This is a genomic window from Streptomyces sp. NPDC037083 (genome assembly GCF_055606485.1).
On record NZ_JBVJSQ010000004.1, the window covers coordinates 583,156 to 609,899 of the forward strand.

Annotated in this window: 25 protein-coding genes; 18 read left to right on the plus strand and 7 right to left on the minus strand. The window is 72.2% G+C overall.

Going from position 1 to position 26,744, the window contains the following annotated elements; translation table 11 throughout:
- Window positions 1–130: 130 nt before the first annotated feature.
- Window positions 131–1,771, plus strand: coding sequence for an ABC-F family ATP-binding cassette domain-containing protein (locus ACZ7DE_RS14665; RefSeq protein ID WP_470761012.1), 1,641 nt, complete (start codon window positions 131–133; stop codon window positions 1,769–1,771).
- A 3-nt stretch (window positions 1,772–1,774) separates the two neighbouring features.
- Here the strand turns inward: ACZ7DE_RS14665 and ACZ7DE_RS14670 are convergent, their stop codons facing one another.
- The 4 genes from ACZ7DE_RS14670 to ACZ7DE_RS14685 form a co-directional block, all read right to left on the minus strand.
- Complete coding sequence (locus ACZ7DE_RS14670; protein ID WP_470761014.1) at window positions 1,775–2,362, minus strand: DinB family protein; 588 nt, start codon at window positions 2,360–2,362, stop codon at window positions 1,775–1,777.
- A 669-nt stretch (window positions 2,363–3,031) separates the two neighbouring features.
- On the minus strand, window positions 3,032–5,434 hold the full coding sequence (locus ACZ7DE_RS14675; protein ID WP_470761017.1) for a Tex family protein: 2,403 nt from the start codon (window positions 5,432–5,434) through the stop codon (window positions 3,032–3,034).
- Window positions 5,435–5,515: 81 nt separating this feature from the next.
- Window positions 5,516–5,647 carry an LPFR motif small protein gene (locus ACZ7DE_RS14680; RefSeq protein ID WP_020129452.1) on the minus strand — a complete coding sequence of 44 codons (132 nt, stop codon included), beginning with the start codon at window positions 5,645–5,647 and terminating at the stop codon, window positions 5,516–5,518.
- Between the two features lie 155 nt (window positions 5,648–5,802).
- Window positions 5,803–6,552, minus strand: a complete 750-nt coding sequence (locus tag ACZ7DE_RS14685; RefSeq protein WP_470761020.1) for an enoyl-CoA hydratase/isomerase family protein — start codon at window positions 6,550–6,552, stop codon at window positions 5,803–5,805.
- A gap of 297 nt (window positions 6,553–6,849) precedes the next feature.
- On the opposite strand from ACZ7DE_RS14685, the gene ACZ7DE_RS14690 reads away from it, so the two are divergent.
- The gene (locus ACZ7DE_RS14690) at window positions 6,850–7,368 is read left to right on the plus strand and encodes an ATP-binding protein (RefSeq protein ID WP_470761111.1); all 519 of its coding nucleotides are present in this window, start codon (window positions 6,850–6,852) and stop codon (window positions 7,366–7,368) included.
- Between the two features lie 3 nt (window positions 7,369–7,371).
- Here ACZ7DE_RS14690 and idi read toward each other — a convergent pair whose 3' ends face one another.
- The 3 genes from idi to galE form a co-directional block, all read right to left on the minus strand.
- Window positions 7,372–7,965, minus strand: coding sequence for an isopentenyl-diphosphate Delta-isomerase (idi, locus tag ACZ7DE_RS14695; protein ID WP_470761022.1), 594 nt, complete (start codon window positions 7,963–7,965; stop codon window positions 7,372–7,374).
- Window positions 7,966–8,225: 260 nt separating this feature from the next.
- Entirely contained in the window at window positions 8,226–9,167 is a 942-nt protein-coding gene (locus ACZ7DE_RS14700; protein ID WP_470761024.1) for a cation diffusion facilitator family transporter, read from the minus strand.
- A gap of 161 nt (window positions 9,168–9,328) precedes the next feature.
- A complete protein-coding gene (gene galE / locus ACZ7DE_RS14705) occupies window positions 9,329–10,297 on the minus strand; it encodes a UDP-glucose 4-epimerase GalE (RefSeq protein ID WP_470761026.1) in 969 nt (322 codons plus the stop codon).
- 332 nt (window positions 10,298–10,629) lie between these two features.
- On the opposite strand from galE, the gene ACZ7DE_RS14710 reads away from it, so the two are divergent.
- The 16 genes from ACZ7DE_RS14710 to ACZ7DE_RS14785 all read left to right on the plus strand — a co-directional run.
- Window positions 10,630–12,459 (plus strand): DUF5941 domain-containing protein, encoded by a 1,830-nt coding sequence (locus ACZ7DE_RS14710; RefSeq protein WP_470761028.1) that lies wholly within the window; start codon window positions 10,630–10,632, stop codon window positions 12,457–12,459.
- Entirely contained in the window at window positions 12,456–13,208 is a 753-nt protein-coding gene (locus ACZ7DE_RS14715) for a phosphocholine cytidylyltransferase family protein (protein WP_470761030.1), read from the plus strand. The genes ACZ7DE_RS14710 and ACZ7DE_RS14715 overlap by 4 nt, the downstream gene beginning before the upstream one ends.
- Window positions 13,196–14,257, plus strand: coding sequence for an iron-containing alcohol dehydrogenase family protein (locus ACZ7DE_RS14720; RefSeq protein WP_470761034.1), 1,062 nt, complete (start codon window positions 13,196–13,198; stop codon window positions 14,255–14,257). The genes ACZ7DE_RS14715 and ACZ7DE_RS14720 overlap by 13 nt, the downstream gene beginning before the upstream one ends.
- Window positions 14,235–15,014 (plus strand): CDP-alcohol phosphatidyltransferase family protein, encoded by a 780-nt coding sequence (locus ACZ7DE_RS14725; RefSeq protein WP_470761036.1) that lies wholly within the window; start codon window positions 14,235–14,237, stop codon window positions 15,012–15,014. Before ACZ7DE_RS14720 ends, ACZ7DE_RS14725 begins: the two co-directional genes overlap by 23 nt.
- An 8-nt stretch (window positions 15,015–15,022) precedes the next feature.
- Window positions 15,023–15,895 carry a glycosyltransferase family 2 protein gene (locus ACZ7DE_RS14730; RefSeq protein ID WP_470761113.1) on the plus strand — a complete coding sequence of 291 codons (873 nt, stop codon included), beginning with the start codon at window positions 15,023–15,025 and terminating at the stop codon, window positions 15,893–15,895.
- 100 nt (window positions 15,896–15,995) lie between these two features.
- Window positions 15,996–16,925 carry an ABC transporter permease gene (locus ACZ7DE_RS14735; RefSeq protein ID WP_470761038.1) on the plus strand — a complete coding sequence of 310 codons (930 nt, stop codon included), beginning with the start codon at window positions 15,996–15,998 and terminating at the stop codon, window positions 16,923–16,925.
- The gene (locus tag ACZ7DE_RS14740; protein WP_470761042.1) at window positions 16,918–17,718 is read left to right on the plus strand and encodes an ABC transporter ATP-binding protein; all 801 of its coding nucleotides are present in this window, start codon (window positions 16,918–16,920) and stop codon (window positions 17,716–17,718) included. Before ACZ7DE_RS14735 ends, ACZ7DE_RS14740 begins: the two co-directional genes overlap by 8 nt.
- A gap of 358 nt (window positions 17,719–18,076) precedes the next feature.
- Entirely contained in the window at window positions 18,077–18,979 is a 903-nt protein-coding gene (gene hpnC, locus ACZ7DE_RS14745; RefSeq protein ID WP_470761044.1) for a squalene synthase HpnC, read from the plus strand.
- Window positions 18,976–19,926 (plus strand): presqualene diphosphate synthase HpnD, encoded by a 951-nt coding sequence (gene hpnD / locus ACZ7DE_RS14750; protein WP_470761046.1) that lies wholly within the window; start codon window positions 18,976–18,978, stop codon window positions 19,924–19,926. The genes hpnC and hpnD overlap by 4 nt, the downstream gene beginning before the upstream one ends.
- On the plus strand, window positions 19,926–20,078 hold the full coding sequence (locus tag ACZ7DE_RS14755; RefSeq protein WP_470761048.1) for a DUF6380 family protein: 153 nt from the start codon (window positions 19,926–19,928) through the stop codon (window positions 20,076–20,078). The genes hpnD and ACZ7DE_RS14755 overlap by 1 nt, the downstream gene beginning before the upstream one ends.
- Entirely contained in the window at window positions 20,075–21,580 is a 1,506-nt protein-coding gene (hpnE, locus tag ACZ7DE_RS14760) for a hydroxysqualene dehydroxylase HpnE (protein ID WP_470761051.1), read from the plus strand. The genes ACZ7DE_RS14755 and hpnE overlap by 4 nt, the downstream gene beginning before the upstream one ends.
- A 74-nt stretch (window positions 21,581–21,654) precedes the next feature.
- Entirely contained in the window at window positions 21,655–22,719 is a 1,065-nt protein-coding gene (locus tag ACZ7DE_RS14765; protein ID WP_470761115.1) for a polyprenyl synthetase family protein, read from the plus strand.
- 118 nt (window positions 22,720–22,837) lie between these two features.
- Complete coding sequence (gene shc / locus ACZ7DE_RS14770) at window positions 22,838–24,871, plus strand: squalene--hopene cyclase (protein WP_470761053.1); 2,034 nt, start codon at window positions 22,838–22,840, stop codon at window positions 24,869–24,871.
- Window positions 24,871–25,512, plus strand: coding sequence for a phosphorylase family protein (locus ACZ7DE_RS14775; protein ID WP_470761056.1), 642 nt, complete (start codon window positions 24,871–24,873; stop codon window positions 25,510–25,512). The genes shc and ACZ7DE_RS14775 overlap by 1 nt, the downstream gene beginning before the upstream one ends.
- Window positions 25,513–25,517: 5 nt before the next feature.
- Window positions 25,518–26,540: an adenosyl-hopene transferase HpnH gene (hpnH, locus tag ACZ7DE_RS14780; protein ID WP_470761059.1), complete on the plus strand. Its 1,023-nt coding sequence runs from the start codon at window positions 25,518–25,520 to the stop codon at window positions 26,538–26,540.
- Window positions 26,541–26,544: 4 nt separating this feature from the next.
- Window positions 26,545–26,744, plus strand: a 200-nt coding sequence (locus ACZ7DE_RS14785) for a flavodoxin-dependent (E)-4-hydroxy-3-methylbut-2-enyl-diphosphate synthase (RefSeq protein WP_470761061.1), incomplete at its 3' end; no start/stop codon positions are given.

Here is a 26,744-nt window from a genome sequence, read left to right on the forward strand (position 1 = left end):
GGTGGGCCACCGGGCAGCGTGCCGCCGGCCGGCCGGCCGGCCGGCCGACCGGCCGCGGCGACCGGGCCGGACCCCCACTGCCCGGCCCTGGCGACCCGGGCTCCGCACGCCCACTAGGATCTACCGTCTGATGACTGCCACCCTCGTCGCCAAGAACCTCGCCGCCGGGCACGGCGACCGCTCCCTCTTCTCCGGGCTCGACCTCGTCGTCGCCCCCGGGGACGTGATCGGGCTGGTCGGAGCCAACGGCGCGGGCAAGTCCACCCTGCTGAAGCTGCTCGCCGGGCTCACCGCGCCGGAGCGGGGAGATCTCAGGCTCTCCCCGCCGACCGCGACCGTCGGCCACCTTCCCCAGGAACCTGAGAGGCGCCCGGGGGAGAGCGTGCGGGAGTTCCTGGCCCGCCGTACCGGTGTCGCCGAGGCGCAGCGCACGATGGACGAGGCCACCCAGGCTCTCGTCGACGGCGCGCCCGGCGCGGACGACGCCTACGCGACGAGCCTGGAGCGCTGGCTCGACCTCGGCGGTGCCGACCTCGACGAGCGCGCCGAGGAGATCGCCGACTCGCTGGGGCTCGGGGTGGACCTCGACCAGCAGATGACCTCCCTGTCCGGCGGCCAGGCCGCCCGCGCGGGGCTCGCCTCCCTCCTGCTGTCCCGCTACGACGTCTTTCTGCTCGACGAGCCGACCAACGACCTCGACCTGGACGGCCTGGAACGCCTCGAACGCTTCGTGAAGGGCCTGCGCGCCGGTACGGTCGTCGTCAGCCACGACCGCGAGTTCCTGACCCGCACGGTCACCAAGGTCCTCGAACTCGACCTCGCCCAGCAGCAGATCAACCTCTACGGCGGCGGCTACGACGCCTACCTGGAGGAGCGGGACGTGGCCCGTCGGCACGCTCGCGACGACTTCGAGGAGTACGCCGACAAGAAGGCCGCCCTCCAGGACCGGGCGCAGACACAGCGCTCCTGGATGGACAAGGGCGTCAAGAACGCGCGCCGCAAGGCGGGCAACGACAACGACAAGATCGGCCGCAAGTTCCGCAGCGAGGCCAGCGAGAAGCAGGCCGCGAAGGCCCGGCAGACCCAGCGCATGATCGAGCGCCTGGAGGTCGTCGAGGAGCCGCGCAAGGAGTGGGAGCTGCGCATGGAGATCGCGGCCGCCCCGCGCTCCGGCGCGGTGGTCGCCACCCTGCGGGACGCCGAGGTGCGGCGCGGCGGCTTCACCTTCGGACCGGTGTCCCTGCAGATCGACTGGGCCGACCGGGTCGCGGTCACCGGCGCGAACGGCGCGGGCAAGTCGACGCTGCTCGGCGCGCTGCTCGGCCGGATCCCGCTGGACGCCGGACGGGCCGCGCTCGGCTCGGGTGTCCTGGTCGGCGAGGTCGACCAGGCGCGGCAGCTGTTCCACGGATCGGAGTCGCTGCTGGACGCGTTCCGCGCGGCCGTCCCGGACACCGAGCCGGTCGAAGTGCGCACTCTGCTGGCCAAGTTCGGTCTGAAGTCGGAGCACGTCGTGCGTCCGGCGGCCACGCTGTCACCCGGCGAACGCACCCGCGCCGCCCTCGCGCTGCTCCAGGGCCGGGGCGTCAACCTTCTCGTCCTCGACGAGCCGACGAACCACCTCGACCTCCCGGCCATCGAACAGCTGGAGTCCGCCCTCGACGCCTACGAGGGCACGCTGCTGCTGGTCACCCACGACCGGCGGATGCTGGACGCCGTCCATGTCACGCGTCGGCTGGAGGTCGCGGACGGCAAGGTGACGGAGCGGTAGCCGCTACGCGAGTCCGCCCGCCCGGCGGGCCGCCCGCTCGACCCTCTCCCGATGCTTCGCCCACCAATCGGCGTCACCGGGCGCCGTGTTGGCGCCGCCCGGCCGCTGCCCGGTCGCCCCGTCGATCAGCTCCCGGACGATGTCGGCGTGCCCGGCGTGCCGCTGCGTCTCGGCGATCATGTGGGCGAGGCTGTGGTGCAGCGTGAGCTCGACGCCCGCGTCGCCGGGGAGCCGTCCGACCGCGTCGAGCGGCAGTGCCCTGATCGTGTCGTTCGCGTGCGCGCGGGCCCGCCGGTACAGCCCGGTGATCTCCTCGCGCGTCTCGTCGGCCCGCGCCCACAGATCCGCGTTCGGCTCGGCGTCGCCCGTGATCCACAGCGGTGCTCCGGCGAAGGGCCGGCCGAAGGCCGCCCCGAAGTAGAAGGCCTCGGCGCCGGCCAGGTGCTTGACCAGCCCCAGGAGATTCGTTCCGGTGGGTGTCACGGGCCGCCGCACGTCGTACTCGGACAGCCCGTCGAGCTTCCACAGCAGCACGTCACGCGCGTCCTGGAGATAGGTCAGCAGGTCGGCCTTGGGATCACGTCCGGTCACGGGTCAATTCTGCTGATCCGATGATCCCCGGCAACGGGATTTCACCCGACCCACCCGCCGGGGGCCCCGCACCAGGGGGCCGGCCGGGTCCGCTCGCCGGGGTCCCGCGCCGGGGGGCCGGCGGGGCCGGCTCCGCGGGCGGCCGCGCGCCGAGGGCCTGCCGGGGCCCGCCGACGGTCGGATGCCGACGGTGGCCCACCCGCCCCGGGCACCTGCCTGGTCCGCCCCGGAGGGGGCCAGGATCCCGCCGGGAGGGGGCTACCAGGCCCCATCCCGCCGGGAGGGGGCTACCAGGCCCCAGCGGGGAGAGGGCGGTCAGGCCGCAGCCCTGGAAGGGGGGCCTGACCCCACAGCCCGGGAGGCGGCGGCCAGGAGGTCCCACCGGCCTGAGGCAGCGACGCGTGCCCCCGTCGGCCTGGAGGGGCGATGTGTGCCCGCCGGCGTGGAGGAGCTACGAGCGCCCCGCCCCGGAGGAGTCATGAGCGCGCCGGCGACCCGGAGGAGCCACGAGCGCGCCGCCGGCCTGGAGGAGCCACGAGCACGCCGCCGGCCTGGAGGAGCCACGAGCGCTTGACGTCCGGAACGGGGCGGGGCCCTGGCCGCCCGGAGAGGGCGGGCAGGACCCCGCTGCACCGCTGCGTCAGTACCCGTCTCCGGGATCGCGGGGGCTCAGCGCCTGCCCTGCTTCGGGTCGGCCAGGCCCGCTCGGCGCAGGGCGTCGGCCATCGCGCTGTTGGCGGGCGGGGGAGCCTGACGGGAGCCTCCGCCGCCGCGCTGGCCGCCCTGCTGCTGCCGCTGCTGCGGCGGACGCCCGCCGCCCCGCTGAGGGCGCCCCCCGCCGGAGGACTGGCCCTGGCCCTGGCCGCCCTGCGGGGCCGCCTCGTCGTCCAGGCGGAGCGTCAGGGAGATCCGCTTGCGCGGGATGTCGACGTCGAGGACCTTCACCTTGACGATGTCACCGGGCTTCACGACGTCCCGCGGGTCCTTGACGAACGTCTTCGACAGCGCGGAGACGTGCGCCAGACCGTCCTGGTGGACGCCGACGTCGATGAACGCCCCGAAGGCCGCCACGTTCGTGACGACGCCCTCCAGGACCATCCCGGGAGCCAGGTCGGAGATCTTCTCCACGCCCTCCTTGAAGGTGGCCGTCTTGAAGGCGGGCCGAGGGTCGCGCCCGGGCTTCTCCAGCTCCTTGAGGATGTCGGTCACGGTCGGCAGACCGAACGTCTCGTCCACGAAGTCCGTCGGCCGCAGCGAGCGCAGCACCGACGTGTTGCCGACCAGCGAGGCCACCTCCTGACCGGAGGTCTTCACCATGCGCCGGACCACCGGGTAGGCCTCCGGGTGCACACTGGAGGCGTCCAGCGGGTCGGAGCCGCCGCGGATCCGCAGGAAGCCCGCGCACTGCTCGTAGGCCTTGGGGCCGAGCCGCGGCACCTTCTTCAGCTCCGTACGGGACGTGAACGGCCCGTTGGCGTCCCGGTGCGCCACGATGTTCTCGGCGAGCCCGGACGTGATGCCCGAGACCCGGGCGAGCAGCGGCGCCGAGGCCGTGTTGACGTCCACGCCCACGCCGTTCACGCAGTCCTCCACCACCGCGTCCAGCGAACGCGACAGCTTCACCTCGGACAGGTCGTGCTGGTACTGGCCGACGCCGATCGACTTCGGGTCGATCTTCACCAGCTCGGCGAGCGGGTCCTGCAGCCGGCGCGCGATGGAGACGGCGCCGCGCAGCGAGACGTCCATGTCCGGCAGCTCCTGCGAGGCGAACGCGGAGGCCGAGTACACGGAGGCGCCCGCCTCGGACACCATCACCTTGGTGAGCTGCAGCTCCGGATGCCGGGTGATGAGCTCGCCGGCGAGCTTGTCGGTCTCGCGCGACGCCGTGCCGTTGCCGATGGCGACCAGCTCGACCGCGTGCTCCTTCGCCAGCCGCGCCAGCTTGGCGATCGCCTCGTCCCACCTGTTGGCCGGGACGTGCGGGTGGATGACGTCGGTCGCGACGACCTTGCCGGTCGCGTCGACCACGGCGACCTTCACGCCCGTACGGAAGCCGGGGTCCAGGCCCAGCGTCGCGCGTGTGCCCGCCGGGGCGGCGAGCAGCAGGTCGCGCAGGTTGGCGGCGAAGACGTTCACGGCCTCGTCCTCGGCGGCCGTCCGCAGCCGCAGCCGCAGGTCGATGCCGAGGTGCACGAGGATGCGGGTGCGCCACGCCCAGCGGACCGTGTCCGTCAGCCACTTGTCGCCCGGCCGGCCGCGGTCGGCGATGCCGAACCGGCCGGCCACGATGCCCTCGTACGAGGACGGGCCGGACGCCTCGGAGGGCTCCTCCGGCTCCAGAACGAGGTCGAGGACCTCCTCCTTCTCGCCGCGCAGCATCGCCAGCACGCGGTGCGAGGGCAGCGCGGTGAACGGCTCGGCGAAGTCGAAGTAGTCGGCGAACTTCGCGCCCGCCTCCTCCTTGCCGTCGCGTACCTTGGCGGCGAGCCGGCCGCGCGCCCACATGCGCTCGCGCAGCTCGCCGATCAGGTCGGCGTCCTCCGAGAACCGCTCGGTCAGGATCGCCCGGGCGCCGTCCAGCGCGGCCTGCGGATCGGCGACGCCCTTGTCGGCGTCGACGAACGCGGCGGCCGCCGCGAGCGGGTCCACCGAAGGGTCCCCGAGCAGCCCCTCCGCGAGCGGTGCGAGCCCCGCCTCGCGCGCGATCTGCGCCTTGGTGCGCCGCTTGGGCTTGTACGGCAGGTAGACGTCCTCCAGGCGCGCCTTGGTCTCGGCGCCCCGGATCTGCGCCTCCAGCGCGTCGGTGAGCTTGCCCTGCTCGCGCACCGACTCCAGGATCGCCGCCCGCCGCTCCTCCAGTTCCCGCAGGTAGCGAAGCCGCTCCTCGAGCGTGCGCAGCTGCGCATCGTCGAGCATCTCGGTCGCTTCCTTGCGGTAGCGGGCGATGAAGGGAACCGTCGAGCCGCCGTCGAGCAGCTCCACGGCGGCCTTGACCTGCCGTTCCCGTACGCCGAGTTCTTCGGCGATCCTGCCTTCGATGGACCCTACTTCGATGGACCCGGGTGTCGTCACGATCCCGTACCGCCTTCTCCACTGAGGTTGCGCGGCAATTGTGGCAGGTGACACCGACACTCGGGGATCAGGGCGCGGTCATCAGGCCCTGCGGCTCCTGGTGGAGCCCGAGGCCCCGCCGAAGAGTCGGGCCAGCGCCCGGAAGGGCAGCGTCACGACGGTGGCGACGGCGCCGCCTATCTGCCGCAGCACGTCTGCGATCGCACGGAACACAAGATTCCCCTTTCCTCGTCCGGCCCGGGAGGACCGTGATCGTCGGGTACCTCGACCACAGCCGTCCATGCCGGAAATCCACGGCCGGGACGTGGAGGGGGAGAGGGCGCGGGCGCCCGCGCGGCTCCCGGAGCGGCTGCGGGCGCACGGCCGTCTCAGCCCGACGTGGACCAGGCGAAGCGCGGTTCCCTGCGCTCCAGGAACGCGGTGACGCCCTCCGCGGTGTCGCCGTTGCCGCGCGCCTGCGCGCTCCAGTGGGCGTCCCGGTCCGTGCGCCCGTTCACGAACTCCTTGGCGGCGGCCTGCGTCAGCTGCGAGCGGGACACCAGCACACGGGTGAACTCCCCGACCCGCTCGTCGAGTTCGTCGGCGGGCAGGACCTCGTCGACCAGCCCGGTGCGCAGCGCCCGCTCGGTGCCGATCAACTCGCCGGAGAACAGCAGATACTTGGCGGTGGCCGGGCCCACCAGCGACACCAGCCGCCGGGTCGCGGAGGACGGGTACACGATGCCGAGCTTCGCCGGCGTCACCCCGAACAGCGCCCCCTCCTCGGCGAACCGCAGGTCGCACGCCGCGGCGAGCTGGGCGCCGCCGCCCACGCAGTGTCCCCGGACCGCCGCCAGCGTCGGCTTGGGGAACGCCGCCAGGGCCTCCTCGGCGCGCACCGCCAGGGCCTGCGCTTCCTCCGGAGACCCCTGCAGCGTGGAGATGTCCGCGCCCGCGCAGAAGGTGCCCCCCGCGCCGGTGAGCACCAGCGCCCGCACGCCGGGGTCGGCGGCCAGGGTGTCCAGCAAGGGGGGCAGCGCGGCCCACATCGCGGCCGTCATGGCGTTGCGCTTCGCCGGATGGTGCAGGACGACGGTGGCGACCGCGTCGGTGACGCCGTGCAGCAGTTCGGGCTCCATGCCCGGATGCTAACCACCCGCCGGCCCGCGTGATCGAGGCGGTCGGCGCGGAGAGGGACGGCGCCGACGGCAAAGGGATCAAAAGGGAGGAGTGACGCCCTCGAACCCGTACAACCCGAAGAATGCGCGAAGGCGGCGCAGACACGACAGAAACGGCCCTGCAGTCGACCGGCTCCTCCTCGCGCGATCGGAAACGCTCATTAACTGCTGACTTCTGTTCAGTCATCAGGAGGGGAGGGTCTGGTTACCAACACTCGACGTGTGGTGACAATCGAGCGCGAGGGCGGCGACCGGACGATGGACGATCACGGGCGCGGGCCCGACCCACGCCCAGCGGGCGCACCGGGCACACCTCCCGAATCCCTTGCGGAAGCCGCGCCGCGGCCGCTGCCCTACGAAGGCGTCTGGCGGTTCACCGCGCCCTCCGTGGACGCCTCGGTCCCGCAGGCCAGGCACGCCGTACGGGACCTGCTCCACCGCCAGGGCGTGCCGATCTCGGACGACCTGGCCCAGGGGCTGTTGCTGATCGTCTCGGAGCTGGTGACCAACGCCGTCCGGCACGCGGCCGTGCTGTCGCCGACGCTCGCGGTGGAGATCGCGGTGGGAGCCGAGTGGGTGCGGGTCGCCGTGGAGGACAGCCACCCCTACCGCCCGACCGCCCTGGAGGCCGACCACGGCCGCACGGGCGGCCGAGGGCTGTTGCTGGTACGCGAGATCACCAGGGAGGCGGACGGGGTGTGCGACGTCGAGCACACGGCGAACGGCGGCAAGGTGATCTGGGCCGCCCTGCCGCTCAAACCCTTACGCCTGTCCTGAACGTCACCAGCCCGCGGAGGGGCCCGTCAGCTCCCTGACCGCCGGCCGCGCCGCGTCCAGCACGGTCATGAACCACGAGGAGAACGTGTCCTTCGCGTGCCGCTCGGCCAGCTCGACGGGCGTCACGTAGGCCGTGTCGCCGACCTCCTGCCCGTCCGGCCGCAGCGGCGCCTGCACCAGCCCGACGAAGAGGTGGTTGTACTCCTGCTCCACCAGGCCCGAGTCCGGGTCGGGGTGGTTGTAGCGGACCGTGCCCGCCTCGGCGAGCAGCGAGGGGGAGACGCCCAGCTCCTCGAACGTGCGCCGGGCCGCCGCGGCGAACGGAGCCTCGCCGGGGTAGGGGTGGCCGCAGCAGGTGTTCGACCACACACCGGGGGAGTGGTACTTGCCCAGGGCCCGCTGCTGCAGGAGCAGCCTTCCCCGCTCGTCGAAGAGGAACACCGAGAACGCGCGGTGCAGCTGCCCCGGCGGCTGGTGGGCGGCGAGCTTCTCGGCCGTGCCGATCGTGACGCCGTTCTCGTCGACCAGCTCCAGCAAGATCGCGTCCGCGGTGCCGTTCGACGAGCTGTGTGTCGCGGTGGCAGGTGTGATCGGCATACCCATCCTTAGCATCGGTCCTCGCGTCCCCAGTCTGCCGTACGCGTCCGGCACTCCCGGCACTTCGCGCGAATGCGCGCATGTCCCGCGCCCGGCGGGGACCCGGTGGGTGATCTTGCCCGGCGCGGCGGGCGGGGAACCGTCCTGAACGCCTGTGCGGATAGGCCACCGGTCGACATGCGCACGCCCGGCGACGGAGTGCCGGGGGACGCTGCCCCGGTGCCGGAGCCCTCGGCGCGGAGCCCTCGGCGACCGAGCCCTCAGTGGCAGAGCCGCGCCTCGTGCTCCGCGTGACCGCTGGGCTCCAGCTGGAAGGTGCAGTGCTCCACGTCGAAGTGGTGGCCCAGACAGCCCTGGAGCTCGTGCAGCATCTTCTCGTGGCCGATGGCGTCGAGCGCGTCCGAGCGCACCACCACGTGCGCCGACAGCACCGGCATGCCGGACGTGATCGTCCAGGCGTGCAGATCGTGGACGTCCTCCACCCCGTCCAGGGCGAGCATGTGGGACCGCACCTCCGCCATGTCGACGCCCTTGGGGGCCGACTCCAGCAGCACGTCGAGCGTCTCACGCAGCAGCTTCACCGTCCGCGGCACGATCATCAGGCCGATGACGAGCGAGGCGATCGGGTCGGCCGCCTGCCAGCCCGTGGTCAGGATCACCACGGCCGAGATCAGCACCGCCACCGAGCCCAGCGCGTCCGCGGCCACCTCCAGGAACGCCCCGCGTACGTTCAGGCTCTCCGCCTGGCCGCGCATCAGCAGCGTGAGCGAGATCATGTTCGCGACCAGGCCGATCGCGCCGAACCAGATCATCAGCCCGCCCTCGGTGGCGGCGGGCGTGAAGAACCGCTGGACCGCCTCGTACAGGACGTAGCCGCCCACTCCGAGCAGCAGCAGACAGTTGGCGAGGGCGGCGAGGATCTCGGCGCGGGCCAGTCCGAAGGTGCGGTTCTCGCTCGGCGGCCGGTTGGCGAAGTGGATGGCGAGCAGGGCCATGCCCAGGCCCAGCGCGTCCGTCGCCATGTGCGCCGCGTCCGCGATCAACGCGAGGGAGTCCGCCAGCAGTCCGCCGACGATCTCGACCACCATGACGCCGAGCGTGATCGCCAGCGCGACCGTCAGCCGGCCGCGGTACGCCGCCGCGGCCGTGCCGGTGGTCGGCACCTGCGCGTGGGTGTGGCCGTGGTCGTGCCCAGCCCCCATGGAAGCAGCCCCTCTGTGATCCGTCGCCGTGCTCGTGTGTTCCGCCCGCGATCACAGTGAACTACGGGTGGGGGGTATCCGGCAACGCGGCACTGAACACCGTTGTCATGTGCCCTGACCTGCGTAAACGAATCGCAGGTCAGGGCACCCTCACCCGGAGTTCAGCCGTGGTGCAGCCGCCAGCCCCGCCAGGCCGAGTCGACCATCTCGCGCACTCCCCGCCGGGCCGTCCACCCGAGCTCGCGGGCCGCCAGCCCGGCCGAGGCCACCGCGCGCGGCGCGTCCCCGGGCCTGCGCCCCTCCACCACCGCCGGCCGGGTGTCGCCGGTGACCTCGCCGATGAGCGTGACGAGTTCGCGCACGGACACGCCCTCGCCCCGGCCGATGTTCACCGTCAGATCGCCCGCCGCGTCCGGCGCGGACAGCCGCCGGGCCGCCGCGAGATGCGCCTCGGCCAGATCGGCGACATGGATGTAGTCGCGCACACAGGTGCCGTCCGGCGTGGGGTAGTCGGCGCCGAAGATCCGCGGGGCCTCGTCCCGGGTGAGCCGGTCGAAGACCATCGGGACGATGTTGAACACCCCGGTGTCGGCCAGCTCGGGCGCCATGGCCCCGGCCACGTTGAAGTAGCGCAGGCAGGTCGTCGCGATGCCGTGCGCCTGGCCCGCGGCCCGCACCAGCCACTCCCCGGCGAGCTTGGTCTCGCCGTAGGGGTTCACCGGCGCGCACGGGGTGTCCTCTGTGATGAGGTCCACGTCCGGGTTGCCGTAGACGGCCGCGGAGGACGAGAACAGGAACCGCCGGATCCCGGCCGCGGCGACCGCGTCGAGCAGGACGGCCAGACCGCCGACGTTGTCCCGGTAGTAGCGGGTGGGCCGCGCCACGGACTCGCCGACCTGCTTGTGCGCGGCCAGGTGCACCACGCCCGTCACCGAGTGCTCGGCGAGGACCCGCTCGACCAGTCCGGCGTCCAGCGCCGACCCCTTCACGAGCGCCACGTCCGACCCGAGCCGCGCGGCGGAGCCCGTCGACAGGTCGTCCAGCACGACGACGCGCTCCCCGGCCACGGTCATGGCCCGTGCCACATGCGCCCCTATGTATCCGGCTCCGCCGGTGATCAGCCACGTCATGCTAGAGACCCTATGCCGACATGTGCGGACCCCGGCGCGGTGGGCAATGTCCCGGATGTCGGCTCTGCACGCCACGGTTTGTCGGCCGGGCCGCCGATCACCGATGATGATCTCGGCAAAGGCCGGTTCACATCACGTACGAGCCGGGCTGCCGGACCGCGTCGATCGGGCCTGAACGGGCGGTGAACACGGCTTCGTCGGCATCCGATAGCCTCTGCCGACATGCCCCCCGCCTGGTGCAGCCACCGGTGAAGTCGCCGGTGCAGCCAGGGGGCGACCCCCATTGTGTACATGACCGGCGTGAACGCGCCGGACCCAGGGAGTGAGTTCGGTTGTCGACCGCCATCCTCACCGGCTCGCCGGTCCCCGGATCGTCGATCGAGGCAGATCTGCGGTCCCTCGGCTTCGACGTCCGGACCGCCTCCGACGCCGGTGACGCCGAGACCCTCCTCGCCGCCGTCCCCGGTGACCAGCGCGTCGCCCTCGTGGACGCCCGCTTCGTGGGTCACGAGCACGCGCTGCGCCTCGGCCTCACCGACCCTCGCTTCCCGCTCGCCGCGATCCCGGGCGCGGTGACCGCGCAGGCGGCCGGCCGCCAGGCCCTGACCCGAGCGATGGCCCGGGAGAACTCCGCGTCCGCGGGCGCCGCCCACGGGGGCGCCCCCGCGCGGGTGAAGCCGAGCGCGGGCGACGTCGACAGCCTCGCCGACCGTGTGGTCGGCGCCCTCGACGCGGACGGCGTCGACGTGCACCGCCCCGAGCTGGGCAGCCTCGTCGCCGAGGTCCCCGCCGACCCGCAGGCCCGCAACGAGGCACGACAGGCCGTCGCCGCCGTCGACGACGAGGCCGTCCGCCTGAAGTCGGCCGTCAAGGCCCGCGACGGCTTCTTCACGACGTACTTCATCAGCCCGTACTCGCGCTACATCGCCCGCTGGTGCGCCCGCCGCGGCCTCACCCCGAATCAGGTCACCACCGCCTCGCTGATCACCGCGCTGATCGCGGCCGGCTGCGCGGCCACCGGCACCCGCGCCGGATTCGTCGCCGCCGGCGTCCTGCTGATCGCGTCCTTCGTGCTGGACTGCACCGACGGCCAGCTCGCCCGCTACTCCCTGCAGTACTCCACGCTCGGCGCCTGGCTCGACGCCACCTTCGACCGGGCCAAGGAGTACGCCTACTACGCCGGACTCGCGCTCGGAGCGGCCCGCGGCGGCGACGACGTCTGGGCCCTCGCGCTGGGCGCCATGATCCTGCAGACCTGCCGGCACGTCGTGGACTTCTCCTTCAACGAGGCCAACCACGACGCCACCGCCAACACCAGCCCCACCGCCGCCCTCTCCGACAAGCTCGACAGCGTCGGCTGGACCGTCTGGGTGCGGCGGATGATAGTCCTGCCCATCGGCGAACGATGGGCCATGATCGCCGTCCTGACGGCCCTGACGACTCCCCGCGTCACCTTCTACGCGCTGCTCGTCGGCTGCGCCTTCGCGGCGACCTACACCACGGCCGGGCGGGTGCTGCGCTCGCTGACCCGCAAGGCCCGGCGCACCGACCGGGCGGCCCAGGCGCTCGCGGACCTCGCCGACAGCGGGCCGCTGACCGAGACGCTGGTCCGCCTCCTCCCCGGCAGGCCCCGCCCCACGGCGCCCCTCAGCGCCGCCGCCGGCGCCGTCATGGTGACGCTCGGGGCCTGGCTGTGGGGACCGAGCTGGTGGGTCGTCCTGATGGCGGGGGCCTACGTCCTGCTGTCCGCCGAAGCCGTCGCCCACCCCCTCAAGGGCGCCCTCGACTGGCTGATCCCGCCGTTCTTCCGGGCCGCCGAGTACGGCACCGTCCTGATCCTGGCGGCCAAGACCGATGGGGGAGCAGCGCTTCCCGCGGCTTTCGGCCTGGTGGCCGCAGTCGCCTACCATCACTACGACACGGTGTACCGCATCCGCGGCAACGCCGGAGCGCCGCCGGCCTGGCTGGTGCGCGCCGTCGGGGGGCAGGAAGGGCGGACGCTGCTCGTGGCCGTGCTGGCCGCGCTGCTCACCGCTTCGCAGTTCGAGGTCGCGCTCACGGTGCTCGCCGTGGCCGTCGCTCTGGTGGTGCTCGTCGAGAGCATCCGCTTCTGGGTGTCCGCAGGGGCTCCCGCCGTACACGATGAAGGAGAACCCGCATGATCGGCCTCGTGCTGGCGGCCGGCGCCGGACGGCGTCTGCGCCCCTACACCGACAGCCTGCCCAAGGCGCTGGTGCCGGTGGGGCCCGCGGGCATAGAGGGCGAGCCCACGGTCCTGGACCTGACGCTCGGCAACTTCGCCGAGATCGGTCTGACCGAGGTCGCGGTCATCGTCGGCTACCGCAAGGAGGCCGTGTACGAGCGCAGGGCGGCGCTGGAGGCCAAGTACGGCCTCAAGCTCACCCTCATCGACAACGACAAGGCCGAGGAGTGGAACAACGCCTACTCCCTGTGGTGCGGCCGTGACGCCCTCAAGGACGGCGTGATCCTCGCCAACGGCGACACCGTGCACCCCGTCTCCGTCGAGAAGACGCTGCTCGCCGCCCGCGGCGACGGCAAGCGGATCATCCTCGCCCTCGACACGGTGAAGTCCCTCGCGGACGAGGAGATGAAGGTCGTCGTAGACCCCGAGAAGGGCATGACGAGGATCACCAAGCTGATGGACCCCGCCGAGGCCACCGGCGAGTACATCGGCGTCACCCTCATCGAGGGCGACGCCGCCCCCGAACTGGCCGACGCGCTCAAGGCCGTGTGGGAGACCGACCCGCAGCAGTTCTACGAGCACGGGTACCAGGAGCTGGTGAACCGCGGCTTCCGTATCGACGTGGCGCCGATCGGCGACGTCAAGTGGGTCGAGATCGACAACCACGACGACCTGGCCCGTGGACGGGAGATCGCGTGCCAGTACTGACCCGGCTGATCCCCTCGCCGGTCGTCGTGGACATCCGCCCGGGTGCCCTCGACGACCTGGTCGGGGTCCTCGCCGACGAGCGCATCTCGCACTCGGGCAAGCTCGCGATCGCCGTCAGCGGCGGCTCGGGCGCCCGGCTGCGCGAGCGCCTCACCCCCGCCCTGCCCGGCGCCGCCTGGTACGAGGTCGGCGGCGGCACCCTCGACGACGCCGTGCAGCTGGCCACCGACATAAAGGCCGGCCACTTCGACGCGGTCGTGGGCCTCGGCGGCGGCAAGATCATCGACTGTGCCAAGTTCGCCGCGGCACGCGTGGGCCTCCCCCTGGTCGCCGTGCCGACGAACCTTGCGCACGACGGCCTGTGCTCGCCGGTCGCCACCCTCGACAACGACGCGGGCCGCGGCTCCTACGGCGTCCCGAACCCGATCGCGGTCGTGATCGACCTGGACGTCATCCGCGAGGCCCCGGTGCGGTTCGTGCGCGCCGGCATCGGCGACGCGGTGTCGAACATCTCGGCCATCGCGGACTGGGAGCTGGCCAACCGGGTCAAGGGCGAGAAGATCGACGGCCTCGCCGCCGCGATCGCCCGCCAGGCCGGCGAGGCGGTGCTCAGGCACCCGGGCGGCATCGCGGACACCGACTTCCTCCAGGTTCTGGCCGAGGCGCTGGTGCTCAGCGGCATCGCCATGTCGGTGTCGGGCGACTCCCGCCCGTCGTCCGGCGCCTGCCACGAGATCAACCACGCCTTCGACCTGCTCTTCCCCAAGCGCGCCGCCGCCCACGGCGAGCAGTGCGGACTCGGCGCGGCCTTCGCGATGTACCTGCGCGGAGCCCACGAGGAGTCGGCCTACATGGCCCAGGTGCTGCGACGGCACGGACTCCCGGTCCTGCCGACGGACATCGGCTTCACGGCGGACGAGTTCGTCCGCGTCGTGGAGTTCGCCCCCGAGACCCGGCCGGGCCGCTACACGATCCTCGAACACCTCGACCTCAAGACCGAACAGATCAAGGACATCTACGCCGACTATGTCAAGGCCATCGGTAGCTGAACTCAGACCGGTCGTCCACCCTCCGGGGGTGAAGGACCGGCGCAGCGGTGAGCACTGGATGGGGCGCCTCTACATGCGAGAGGTGTCCCTGCGGGTGGACCGCTACCTGGTCAACACCAGGGTCACGCCCAACCAGCTCACGTACCTGATGACCGTCTTCGGCGTGCTCGCGGCCCCGGCCCTGCTGGTGCCGGGGATCGCGGGCGCCGTGCTCGGCGTCGTGTGCGTCCAGATGTACCTGCTGCTGGACTGCGTGGACGGCGAGATCGCGCGCTGGAAGAAGCAGTACTCGCTCGGCGGGGTCTACCTGGACCGGGTCGGGGCGTATCTCACCGACGCCGCCGTCCTCGTGGGCTTCGGTCTGCGGGCCGCCGACCCATGGGGCAGCGGCCGCATCGACTGGCTGTGGGCCTTCCTCGGCACCCTGGCCGCGCTCGGCGCCATCCTGATCAAGGCCGAGACCGACCTGGTCGGCGTCGCCCGCCACCAGACCGGGAAGCCGCCGGTCCAGGAGGCCGCCGCCGAGATGCGCTCCTCCGGCATGGCGCTGGCCCGCCGGGCCGCCGCCGCGCTCAAGTTCCACCGGCTGATCCTCGGCATCGAGGCGTCCCTGCTGATCCTGGTCCTGGCCGTCGTCGACCAGCTGCGCGGCGACCTGTTCTTCACGCGGCTCGGCGTCGCCGTCCTGGCCGGCATCGCGCTGGTGCAGACCGTGCTGCACCTGGTGTCCATCCTCGCGTCGAGCAGGCTGAAGTGAGCGCCGCGATGAAGGTCGGCGCGGTCGTCATCACCATGGGCAACCGGCCCGACGAGCTGCGGGCCCTGCTCGACTCGATCGCCAAGCAGGACGGCGACCGCGTCGAGGTGGTCGTGGTCGGCAACGGCTCGCCCGTCCCGGACGTCCCCGAGGGCGTCAGGACGATCGAGCTGCCCGAGAACCTCGGCATCCCCGGCGGCCGCAACGTGGGCATCGAGGCCTTCGGCCCGAGCGGCCGCGACGTGGACGTCCTGCTGTTCCTGGACGACGACGGCCTCCTCGCCCACCACGACACGGCCGAGCTGTGCCGCCGGGCCTTCGACGCCGATCCCAAGCTGGGCATCGTCAGCTTCCGGATCGCCGACCCGGACACCGGTGTCACCCAGCGCCGCCACGTACCCCGGCTGCGCGCCGCCGACCCCATGCGCTCCTCCCGGGTCACCACCTTCCTCGGCGGCGCCAACGCCGTCCGTACGAAGGTCTTCGCAGAGGTCGGCGGACTCCCGGACGAGTTCTTCTACGCCCACGAGGAGACCGACCTGGCCTGGCGGGCCCTCGACGCGGGCTGGATGATCGACTACCGGTCCGACATGGTGCTGTACCACCCCACGACCGCGCCCTCGCGGCACGCGGTGTACCACCGCATGGTCGCGCGCAACCGCGTATGGCTGGCCCGCCGCAACCTTCCCGCCCCCCTGGTGCCGGTCTACCTCGGGGTCTGGCTGCTGCTCACGCTGGCGCGCCGCCCCTCGGGGTCCGCGCTCAAGGCCTGGTTCGGCGGCTTTTCGGAAGGATGGACCACTCCGTGCGGACCGCGCAGGCCCATGAAGTGGCGTACGGTTTGGCGGCTGACCCGACTGGGCCGGCCTCCGGTGATCTGACAAGCTCGTCCCTGAGGGCACCCCGGGCCGTACCGCGGGCCCCCCGGCTCATGCCAGCCCCGTCAAGGCTGCGCATCCCGAAGACGAAAGTTTCCTACTTGTGAGTGAGACAACGCATGACGTCGGAGTCGCCGTGAGCGCGCTTCCGTCGCCCGACGAGGGCCTCACGGCGGCGCAGCTCGCCGCCAAGTACGGGCTGGCCGTGAGCGGCGCCCGGCCCCCGCTGCGGGAGTACGTCCGCCAGCTCTGGGGCCGCCGCCACTTCATCCTGGCGTTCTCCCGGGCGAAGCTGGCCGCCCAGTACAGCCAGGCCAAGCTCGGCCAGCTGTGGCAGGTGGCCACGCCGCTGCTGAACGCGGCCGTGTACTTCATGATCTTCGGCCTGCTCCTCGGCGCCGGCAAGGGGATGCCCAAGGACGTGTACATCCCCTTCCTGGTCACGGGTGTCTTCGTGTTCACCTTCACGCAGACGTCGGTGATGAGCGGTGTGCGCGCGATCTCCGGCAACCTCGGACTGGTGCGCGCGCTGCACTTCCCGCGCGCCTCCCTGCCCATCTCCTTCGCCCTGCAGCAGCTCCAGCAACTGCTGTACTCGATGCTCGTGCTGTTCCTCGTGGTCATCGGCATGGGCAGCTACCCGGACCTGTCCTGGGCGCTGATCGTCCCGGTGCTCGCCCTGCAGTTCTGCTTCAACACCGGCCTGGCGCTGATCTTCGCCCGGGCCGGCGCGAAGACCCCCGACCTGGCGCAGCTGATGCCGTTCGTGATGCGGACGTGGATGTACGCCTCCGGCGTGATGTTCTCCATCCCGGTGTTCCTCGCGGACAAGCCGCAGTGGGTGGCGAACATCCTGCAGTGGAACCCGGCGGCCATCTACATGGACCTGATGCGCTTCGCCCTCATCGACGGCTACGGCGCCGAGAACCTCCCCGACCACGTCTGGGCGGTCGCCGGCGGGTGGGCGGCCCTGTTCGCCGTCGGCGGCTTCGTGTACTTCTGGCAGGCGGAGGAGAGGTACGGCCGTGGTTGAGCCGCTCCCGGGGCAGCGCGCGGGGGCGCCCGTCCCGACCGTCATCGCCGACGAGGTCCACATCGTCTACCGCGTCAACGGCGCCAAGGGCGGAAGGGGCAGCGCCACCGCGGCCCTGAGCCGGATCCTCAAGCGGGGCTCCGACGACACGGAACGCGGTGTGCGCAAGGTGCACGCGGTGCGGGGCGTCTCCTTCGTCGCCCACCGCGGCGAGGCCATCGGCCTCATCGGCTCCAACGGCTCCGGCAAGTCCACGCTGCTGCGCGCCATCGCGGGTCTGCTGCCGCCGGAGCGCGGCAAGGTGTACACCGACGGCCAGCCCTCGCTGCTCGGCGTCAACGCGGCCCTGATGAACGACCTGACCGGCGAGCGCAACGTGACGCTCGGCGGCCTGGCCATGGGCATGTCGCGCGAGCAGATCAAGGAGCGCTACCAGGAGATCGTCGACTTCTCCGGCATCAACGAGAAGGGCGACTTCATCACCCTGCCCATGCGCACCTACTCGTCCGGCATGCAGGCCCGGCTGCGGTTCTCCATCGCGGCGGCCAAGGACCACGACGTCCTCATGATCGACGAGGCCCTGGCCACCGGCGACGCCAAGTTCCGCAGGCGTTCCGAGGCACGGGTGCGGGAACTGCGCGAGCACGCGGGCACGGTGTTCCTGGTCAGCCACAGCAACCAGTCCATCCGGGACACCTGCGACCGGGTCCTGTGGCTGGAGCGGGGCGAACTGCGCCTGGACGGCCCGACCGAAGAGGTCCTCAAGGCGTACGAGAAGTTCACGGGCAAGTAGGGCGGTTCGACCAGGGCCTCGCCGGAACTGTCCGGCGGGGCCCCGCGTCTGCAAAGGAAGCGTCAACTCCCGGCCACCTTAGGAATCTTGACGCCAATCGGTGTGTTCTTGTGATGTGCCGGACACCCCCGAGGTCCGTACCGCGTTGTACAACGTAAGCTGGACCGGTCCCGAAACGCGGCAAGTGGGGCGATATTGCGCAGCGCCCTGGTCGGGGCCGCCGCGCGGACGGCCGGGCGGCGTGTCCGAAATAGTGCGTATCGGGTCGGCAGTGTAGAACGGGAGATGTGACGGCAATGGCTACGGAAACTCCCCAGCTCCACGCAGGCCGCGCCGTCCCGGCCCCGGGCGGACGACGATGAGCGCGCCCGCCGCGCCACGCACCGGCGACCCTGAGCACGCCACGCTCGGCAAGGCCGCGCACGAGAACTTCCCCGTGGCTCCCTTCTTCCTGCCCAAGGCCTGGCGCGAAGACCTCATGGCGGTGTACGGCTACGCCCGGCTCGTCGACGACATCGGCGACGGCGACCTCGCCCCGGGCGGCGCCGACGCCCGCCTGCTCGGCGTGTCGGCCACCGAGGCCGACGACCGTCTCGTGCTCCTGGACGCCTTCGAGGCCGATCTGCGCCGCGTCTTCGACGGCACGCCCCGTCACCCCCTGCTGCGCCGCCTCCAGCCGACGGTCCGCCGCCGCTCGCTGACCCCGGAGTCCTTCCTGGGCCTGATCGCGGCCAACCGCCAGGACCAGCTCGTCACCCGCTACGAGACCTACGACGATCTCCTCGCCTACTGCGAACTGTCCGCCAACCCCGTCGGCCGCCTCGTCCTCGCGGTCACCGGCGCCGCGACCCCCGAGCGGACCCGTCTGTCCGACGCGATCTGCACCGCGCTGCAGATCGTCGAGCACCTCCAGGACGTGGCCGAGGACCTCGGCCGCGACCGCGTCTACCTGCCCGCCGCGGACATGAAGCGCTTTCACGTCCAGGAGGCGGACCTCGCCGCGAAGACCTCGGGCGCCTCGGTGCGCGCACTGGTCGCGTACGAAGCGCAACGAGCCCGCGAACTCCTGAATGAAGGCGCCCCCCTGGTGGGTAGCGTCCACGGCAGGCTGAGGCTGCTGCTCGCGGGCTTCGTGGCGGGGGGAAGGGCGGCGATCCGGGCGATCGCCGCCGCCGAACACGACGTCCTTCCCGGCCCGCCCAAGCCCGGCAAGCTGCGGTTGCTGCGCGAGGTGGGCGTGACCCTGCGAGGAGAGGGGTGATCCGGACCGTGGAGTCGTCACCGCACGTGTCCGCGCCGGTACTCGCCGCCTACAGCTACTGCGAGGCCGTCACCGGTCAGCAGGCCCGTAACTTCGCCTACGGCATCAGGCTGCTTCCCACGCCCAAACGGCGCGCGATGTCGGCCCTGTACGCGTTCTCGCGCCGTGTCGACGACATCGGCGACGGCGCGCTGGACGACGACGTCAAGACCGCCCGGCTCGAGGACACCCGGGCGCTGCTCTCCCGGGTCCGGGCCGGCGAGGTCGAGGAGGACGACACCGATCCCGTCGCCGTCGCCCTCGCGCACACCGCCCTGGCCTTCCCGGTCCCGCTGGGCGGCCTGGACGAGCTGATCGACGGCGTGCTGATGGACGTGCGCGGCGAGACCTACGAGACGTGGGACGACCTGAAGGGGTACTGCCGCTGTGTGGCGGGCGCCATCGGGCGGCTCTCCCTCGGCGTGTTCGGCACCGAGCCGGGGGCGCGCGGCGCCGAGCGTGCCCCGGAGTACGCCGACACCCTGGGACTCGCGCTGCAGCTCACGAACATCCTCAGAGACGTCCGCGAGGACGCGCAGGGCGGCCGGACCTATCTGCCCGCCGACGACCTGGCCAAGTTCGGCTGCTCGGCCGGGTTCGACGGGCCGAAGCCGCCGCAGGGCTCGGACTTCGCGGGTCTCGTGCACTTCGAGGTGCGCCGGGCCCGCACCCTTTTCGCCGAGGGGTACCGGCTGCTCCCCCTGCTCGACCGGCGCAGCGGCGCCTGCGTCGCCGCCATGGCCGGCATCTATCGCCGCCTCCTCGACCGCATCGAGCGCGACCCGGAGGCCGTGCTGCGCGGCCGGGTCTCGCTGCCCGGCCGGGAGAAGGCCTACGTCGCCGTGCGCGGGCTGTCGGGCCTGGACACCCGGCATGTGTCGCGGCGGGCCGTCAGGAGGCACAACTGATGGACGCGGCGGGCGGCACAGTGGGCCGAGGCGATGTCACCGGAGGAAAGCGGCACGCAACCCTCCGGTGCGGCGCGGCGTCCCTGACTGCGACGACCTGCGGTGCAGAGTGCAGGCACCACGGCCGGCCCGCAGGGGAGGGTGCACGATGAACGACGAGCGGCTCGCGGACCCCGCGCAGGCGTCCGGCTCCCCGCGGCGTACCGCCGTCGTGGTCGGAGGCGGGCTCGCCGGCGTCACCGCCGCCCTCGCGCTCGCCGACGCGGGCGTGCGCGTCACCCTGCTCGAAGGCCGGCCCCGGCTCGGCGGCCTCGCCTTCTCCTTCCGGCGCGGCGAACTGACCGTCGACAACGGCCAGCACGTCTACCTGCGCTGCTGCACCGCCTACCGCTGGTTCCTCGACCGCATCGGGGGCAGCGCGCTGGCGCCGCTGCAGGAGCGGCTCGACGTGCCCGTCGTCGACCTCGCCAGGCCCGAGGGGCGACGCCTCGGCAGACTGCGGCGCGACGCGCTGCCGGTCCCCCTGCATCTGGGGCGCAGCCTCGCCGCGTATCCGCACCTCTCGCTCGCCGAACGCGCCAAAGTGGGCCGGGCCGCGCTCGCGCTCAAGGGTCTCGACCTCGCCGATCCGGCGCTGGACAGCCAGGACTTCGGCAGTTGGCTGAGCGCGCACGGTCAGTCGGCACGTGCCGTCGAGGCCCTGTGGGACCTGGTCGGCGTCGCCACCCTCAACGCGGTCGCGGGCGACTGCTCGCTGGGGCTCGCCGCGATGGTGTTCCAGACCGGTCTGCTCTCCGACCCGGGCGCTGCCGACATCGGCTGGGCGCACGTACCGCTGGGCGAACTGCACGACAGGCTCGCCAGCAAGGCGCTCGAGGCCTGCGGGGTACGGGTCGAGGTCCGTTCGCGCGTCGCCTCCCTGTCCGCCGACGAGAACGGGAGCTGGAGCGTGCAGGTTCCCGGCGAGACGCTCCGCGCCGACACGGTCGTGCTCGCGGTCCCCCAGCGGGAGGCGTACGACCTGCTCCCCGACGGGGCCCTCGACGACGCGGAGCGACTGCTGCGGATCGGCACCGCGCCCATCCTGAACGTCCATGTGGTCTACGACCGCAAGGTCCTCGACAAGCCCTTCTTCGCGGCGCTCGGCACGCCCGTGCAGTGGGTCTTCGACCGCACCCACGCCTCCGGGCTGCGCACGGGCCAGTACCTCGCCCTGTCCCAGTCGGCCGCGCACGGCGAGATCGACGAACCCGTCGCCGCGCTGCGCGAGCGCTACCTGCCCGAACTCCGGCGGCTGCTGCCGGGCGCGCGCCGCGCCGAGGTGCGGGACTTCTTCGTGACCCGGGAGCGCACGGCGACGTTCGCCCCCACCCCCGGCGTCGGGCGTCTGCGGCCCGGCGCCCGCACCAAAGTCCCCGGCCTGTACCTGGCCGGAGCGTGGACCGCCACAGGGTGGCCCGCGACCATGGAGAGTGCGGTCCGCAGCGGCGTGAGTGCGGCGGACGCCGCGCTGAGCGCCCTCGGCCGGCCCCGACCCCACCGTCTCTTCGCGTTCGAGGAGGCGGCCTACTGCATCGTCCCGGGGGACAACCCCCGGACCCCCGGCCGGGAGCCGGAGGGAACCGGTGTTCCACTGCGAGGTGGGACCCGGTGAAGTTCGATCAGCACGGCTCGGCACACCCCCGCACCCCCTCCGGTAACGCGACAAGAGGAGAATCTGTGCCCACTGTGCCCCCGGCCACGCCGGCCGCTCGGAGGACCGCGGTGGACGTGTCCGCGCTCCTGGAGCGTGGCCGCACCCTGGCCACACCGGTGCTGCGGGCGGCCGTCGATCGGCTCGCGCCGCCCATGGACACGGTCGCCGCCTACCACTTCGGCTGGATCGACGCCCAGGGCAACCCGACCGACGGCGACGGCGGCAAGGCCGTGCGCCCGGCTCTGGCCGTGCTCTCCGCCGAGGTCGCGGGGGCCCCCGGAGAGGTCGGCATCCCCGGCGCGGTCGCCGTGGAACTGGTCCACAACTTCTCGCTCCTGCACGACGACCTGATGGACGGCGATGAGCAGCGCCGCCACCGCGACACCGTCTGGAAGGTGCACGGCCCCGCCCAGGCCATCCTGGTCGGCGACGCCCTGTTCGCCCTCGCCAACGAGATCCTCCTCGAACTCGGCACCGCGGAGGCCGGCCGCGCCACCCGTCGCCTGACCACGGCCACCCGCGCCCTCATCGACGGTCAGGCCCAGGACATCTCCTACGAGCACCGCGACCGGGTGAGCGTCGAGGAGTGCCTGGAGATGGAGGGCAACAAGACCGGCGCCCTGCTGGCGTGCGCCTCCTCCATCGGCGCCGTGCTCGGCGGCGCGGACGACCGCACCGCCGATCACCTGGAGAGGTACGGCTACCACCTGGGCCTGGCCTTCCAGGCCGTCGACGACCTGCTCGGCATCTGGGGAGACCCGCAGGCCACGGGCAAGCAGACCTGGAGCGACCTGCGCCAGCGCAAGAAGTCCCTGCCGGTGGTGGCCGCGCTCGCGGCGGGCGGCTCCGCCTCCGAGCGGCTCGGCGAGATCCTCGCCGCCGACGCCAAGAGCAGCGACTTCGAGAACTTCTCCGAGGAGGAGTTCGCCGCCCGCGCCGCCCTGATCGAGGAGGCGGGCGGCCGCGAGTGGACCGCCGGGGAGGCACGCCGTCAGCACGCCGTCGCCATCGAGGCCCTGAACGCCGTGGACATGCCCGAGAAGGTGCGGGACCGGTTCACGGCGCTCGCCGACTTCGTCGTCGTACGAAAGAGATGATCGCTATCGGTCGAATAGCCCTCGCGTAGTCGCCGGCCGGTGTGCGAGGAGAGAGCACCGGCCGACGGCGGACCCACAGCAGACGCAACGACCTGCACACTGCATCGAAGGGGAAGCCATGACAGCGACGACCGACGGAAGCCCCGGGGCCCTGCCGCCCCGGGCTGCCGCGGCCAGCGAAACCGACATCACCATCCCCGCGGCGGCCGGGGTACAAGAAGCCGCCGCACGCGCGATGCAGCGCGCCACCGACTACCTGCTCGCCCGGCAGGACGCCGAGGGCTGGTGGAAGGGCGACCTCGAGACGAACGTCACCATGGACGCCGAGGACCTGCTGCTCCGTCAGTTCCTGGGCATCCGCGACGAGTCGACGACCCGGGCCGCCGCCCTCTTCGTACGCGGCGAGCAGCGCGAGGACGGCACCTGGGCCACCTTCTACGGCGGCCCGCCCGACCTGTCCGCCACCGTCGAGGCGTACGTCGCCCTGCGTCTGGCCGGCGACGCCCCCGACGCCCCGCACATGGCCAGGGCCTCCGCCTGGGTCCGCGACCAGGGAGGCATCGCCGCCGCCCGGGTCTTCACCCGTATCTGGCTGGCCCTGTTCGGCTGGTGGAAGTGGGAGGACCTGCCCGAACTCCCGCCGGAGCTCTTGTTCTTCCCCAAGTGGTTCCCGCTGAGCATCTACAACTTCGGCTGCTGGGCCCGCCAGACGATCGTGCCGCTCACCGTGGTCTCGGCGAAGCGCCCGGTGCGTCCCGCGCCCTTCCCGCTCGACGAGCTGCACACCGATCCTGCACGACCCAACCCGCCCAAGCCCCTGGCCCCGGTGAACAGTTGGGACGGCCTCTTCCAGCGCCTCGACAAGGTGGTGCGCGGCTACCGGTCGGTCGCGGTGCGCAGGCTGCGCAAGGCGGCCCTGAACTCGGCCGCCCGCTGGATCATCGAGCGCCAGGAGAACGACGGCTGCTGGGGAGGCATCCAGCCGCCCGCCGTGTACTCGGTCATCGCCCTGCACCTGCTCGGCTACGACCTCGAACACCCGGTGATGCGGGCCGGGCTGGAGTCGCTGGACCGTTACGCCCTGTGGCGCGAGGACGGCTCGCGGATGATCGAGGCCTGCCAGTCTCCGGTGTGGGACACCTGCCTGGCGACCATCGCCCTCGCCGACGCCGGCCTGCCGGCCGACCACCCCCAACTGGTCAAGGCGGCCGACTGGATGCTCGGCGAGCAGGTTGTCCGGCCGGGCGACTGGTCGGTGCGCAGGCCCCAACTCCCGCCGGGGGGGTGGGCGTTCGAGTTCCACAACGACAACTACCCCGACATCGACGACACCGCCGAGGTGGTCCTCGCGCTGCGCCGGGTCAGGCACCACGACCCGGAGCGCATGGACCGGGCGATCGCTCGCGGGGTGCGCTGGAACCTCGGCATGCAGTCCCGCAACGGCGCGTGGGGCGCGTTCGACGTCGACAACACCAGCCCGTTCCCCAACCGGCTGCCTTTCTGCGACTTCGGCGAGGTCATCGACCCGCCGTCCGCCGACGTCACCGCGCACGTCGTGGAGATGCTGGCGATCGAGGGCCTCTCGCACGACCCGCGCACCCGGCGCGGCATCGAGTGGCTGCTGGCGCAACAGGAGCCGGACGGCTCGTGGTTCGGGCGCTGGGGCGTCAACTACGTCTACGGCACCGGCTCGGTGGTTCCCGCGCTGACCGCGGCCGGCATGCCCGCCCAGCACCCGGCGATCCGCCGGGCGGTGGCCTGGCTGGAGCGGGTGCAGAACGACGACGGCGGCTGGGGCGAGGACCTGCGCTCCTACCAGGACGCCGTCCGGTGGAGCGGCCGGGGCGCTTCCACCGCCTCGCAGACCGCCTGGGCGCTGATGGCGCTGCTGGCGGCGGGGGAGAAGGGCTCCCTGGCCGTCGAGCGGGGCATCGCGTGGCTGGCGCAGACCCAGCGGGAGGACGGCTCCTGGGACGAGCCGTACTTCACCGGCACCGGCTTCCCGTGGGACTTCTCGATCAACTATCACCTCTACCGGCAGGTCTTCCCGCTGACCGCACTCGGCCGGTACGTCCACGGAGAGCCGTTCAGCAAGACGGTGATCAGGGTGGCCGTCGAGGACACGGTGTCCGCCGAGGCCAAGGGGAGCTGATGAGCCCGCAGCCCGTCCCGGCCCCGCTGCTGATCGCCTGCGCGCTCGGCATCGAGCACCTCGCGCTGCGCATGGGCGACCGCGCCGGGGCCGGCGGGCCGGTCACCGTCCTGAGGACGGGCATGGGACCCAGGGCGGCGGAACGCTCGGTCACCCGGGTCCTGGGCGACCCGCCGCTGGCCGGGGCGGCCGTACTGGCCACGGGCTTCTGCGCCGGGCTGGCCCCCGGCATGCACCCCGGCGACCTGGTCGTCGCCGAGGAGACCCGCGACCCGCGCGGCCGCGTCCCCTGCGTCGGCACCGAGCTGCTCGTCAAGGAGCTGGTGCGCACCCTGCCCGGGCGTACCGTCCACACCGGTCCGCTCACCGGCTCCGACCACGTGGTACGCGGCCACGAGCGGGCCGACCTGCTCGCCACCGGCGCGATCGCGGTCGACATGGAGTCGGCGGCCACGCTGCTGAGCGCCGTGCGCACCGAGCCGCGCCCGGTTGCGGCCGTCCGGGTGGTCGTGGACGCTCCAGAACATGAACTCGTCCGGATCGGCACGGTACGCGGTGGAATATCGGCTTTCCGTGTCCTTCGCTGCGTCCTGCCTGCTTTTTTCGAATGGCACCGTAATGTTCTGCTCCCCCGGAGGTGAGCCACATGGCCATGCCGCTGCGCCAGTCCATCAAGGTCGCTACATACCTGGCTGAACAGAAGCTTCGCAAGCGGGACAAGTTCCCGCTCATCGTCGAGCTGGAACCGCTCTTCGCCTGCAATCTCAAGTGCGAGGGCTGCGGCAAGATCCAGCATCCGGCGGGAGTGCTCAAGCAGCGCATGCCGGTCGCCCAGGCCGTGGGCGCGGTGCTGGAGTCCGGTGCGCCGATGGTGTCCATCGCGGGCGGCGAGCCCCTGATGCACCCTCAGATCGACGAGATCGTACGGCAGTTGGTCGCCAGGAAGAAGTACGTCTTCCTGTGCACCAACGCCATGCTGCTGCGCAAGAAGATGGACAAGTTCACCCCGTCGCCCTACTTCGCCTTCGCCGTGCACATCGACGGACTGCGCGAGCGCCACGACGAGTCGGTGGCGAAGGAGGGCGTGTTCGACGAGGCCGTGGCGGCCATCAAGGAGGCCAAGGGGCGCGGCTTCCGGGTGACCACCAACTCGACCTTCTTCAACACCGACACCCCCCAGACCATCATCGAGGTGCTCAACTTCCTCAACGACGACCTCAAGGTCGACGAGATGATGATCTCGCCCGCCTACGCCTACGAGAAGGCTCCCGACCAGGAGCACTTCCTCGGTGTGGAGCAGACCCGGGAACTGTTCAAGAAGGCCTTCTCGGGCGGCAACCGCAAGAAGTGGCGGCTCAACCACTCCCCGCTCTTCCTGGACTTCCTGGAGGGCAAGGTCGACTTCCCGTGCACCGCGTGGGCGATCCCGAACTACTCGCTCTTCGGCTGGCAGCGCCCTTGCTACCTGATGAGCGACGGGTACGTGCCGACGTACCGCGAGCTGATCGAGGAGACCGACTGGGACAAGTACGGCCGGGGCAAGGACCCGCGCTGCGCCAACTGCATGGCGCACTGCGGCTACGAGCCCACCGCCGTCCTGGCCACCATGGGCTCCCTGAAGGAGTCGCTGCGGGCCATGCGCGAGACGGTCTCCGGAAACCGGGAGTGACCCGGTGACCGCCGTCTCCCTGGGCGTCCCCGAGGTACCGGTCCGGCCGATCGCCGAGCGGCGCGTGTCGCGGCAGATCCATGTCGGGCCGGTGGCCGTCGGGGGCGGGGCCCCGGTGTCGGTGCAGTCGATGACCACGACCCGTACGTCGGACGTCGGCGCCACGTTGCAGCAGATCGCGGAGCTGACCGCGTCGGGCTGTCA

Excerpts from the sequence above, each read along its gene's own strand:
- ACZ7DE_RS14715 (WP_470761030.1), top strand. The coding sequence starts at position 12,456 with ATGATCGGCCTCGTGCTGGCGGCCGGCGCCGGACGGCGTCTGCGCCCC.
- ACZ7DE_RS14685 (WP_470761020.1), bottom strand. The coding sequence starts at position 6,552 with ATGGAGCCCGAACTGCTGCACGGCGTCACCGACGCGGTCGCCACCGTC.
- ACZ7DE_RS14730 (WP_470761113.1), top strand. The coding sequence starts at position 15,023 with ATGAAGGTCGGCGCGGTCGTCATCACCATGGGCAACCGGCCCGACGAG.
- hpnH (WP_470761059.1), top strand. The coding sequence starts at position 25,518 with ATGGCCATGCCGCTGCGCCAGTCCATCAAGGTCGCTACATACCTGGCT.
- shc (WP_470761053.1), top strand. The coding sequence starts at position 22,838 with ATGACAGCGACGACCGACGGAAGCCCCGGGGCCCTGCCGCCCCGGGCT.
- galE (WP_470761026.1), bottom strand. The coding sequence starts at position 10,297 with ATGACGTGGCTGATCACCGGCGGAGCCGGATACATAGGGGCGCATGTG.
- ACZ7DE_RS14725 (WP_470761036.1), top strand. The coding sequence starts at position 14,235 with ATGTCAAGGCCATCGGTAGCTGAACTCAGACCGGTCGTCCACCCTCCG.
- ACZ7DE_RS14690 (WP_470761111.1), top strand. The coding sequence starts at position 6,850 with ATGGACGATCACGGGCGCGGGCCCGACCCACGCCCAGCGGGCGCACCG.
- ACZ7DE_RS14700 (WP_470761024.1), bottom strand. The coding sequence starts at position 9,167 with ATGGGGGCTGGGCACGACCACGGCCACACCCACGCGCAGGTGCCGACC.
- hpnE (WP_470761051.1), top strand. The coding sequence starts at position 20,075 with ATGAACGACGAGCGGCTCGCGGACCCCGCGCAGGCGTCCGGCTCCCCG.
- ACZ7DE_RS14665 (WP_470761012.1), top strand. The coding sequence starts at position 131 with ATGACTGCCACCCTCGTCGCCAAGAACCTCGCCGCCGGGCACGGCGAC.
- idi (WP_470761022.1), bottom strand. The coding sequence starts at position 7,965 with ATGCCGATCACACCTGCCACCGCGACACACAGCTCGTCGAACGGCACC.
- ACZ7DE_RS14775 (WP_470761056.1), top strand. The coding sequence starts at position 24,871 with ATGAGCCCGCAGCCCGTCCCGGCCCCGCTGCTGATCGCCTGCGCGCTC.
- ACZ7DE_RS14755 (WP_470761048.1), top strand. The coding sequence starts at position 19,926 with ATGGACGCGGCGGGCGGCACAGTGGGCCGAGGCGATGTCACCGGAGGA.
- hpnC (WP_470761044.1), top strand. The coding sequence starts at position 18,077 with ATGAGCGCGCCCGCCGCGCCACGCACCGGCGACCCTGAGCACGCCACG.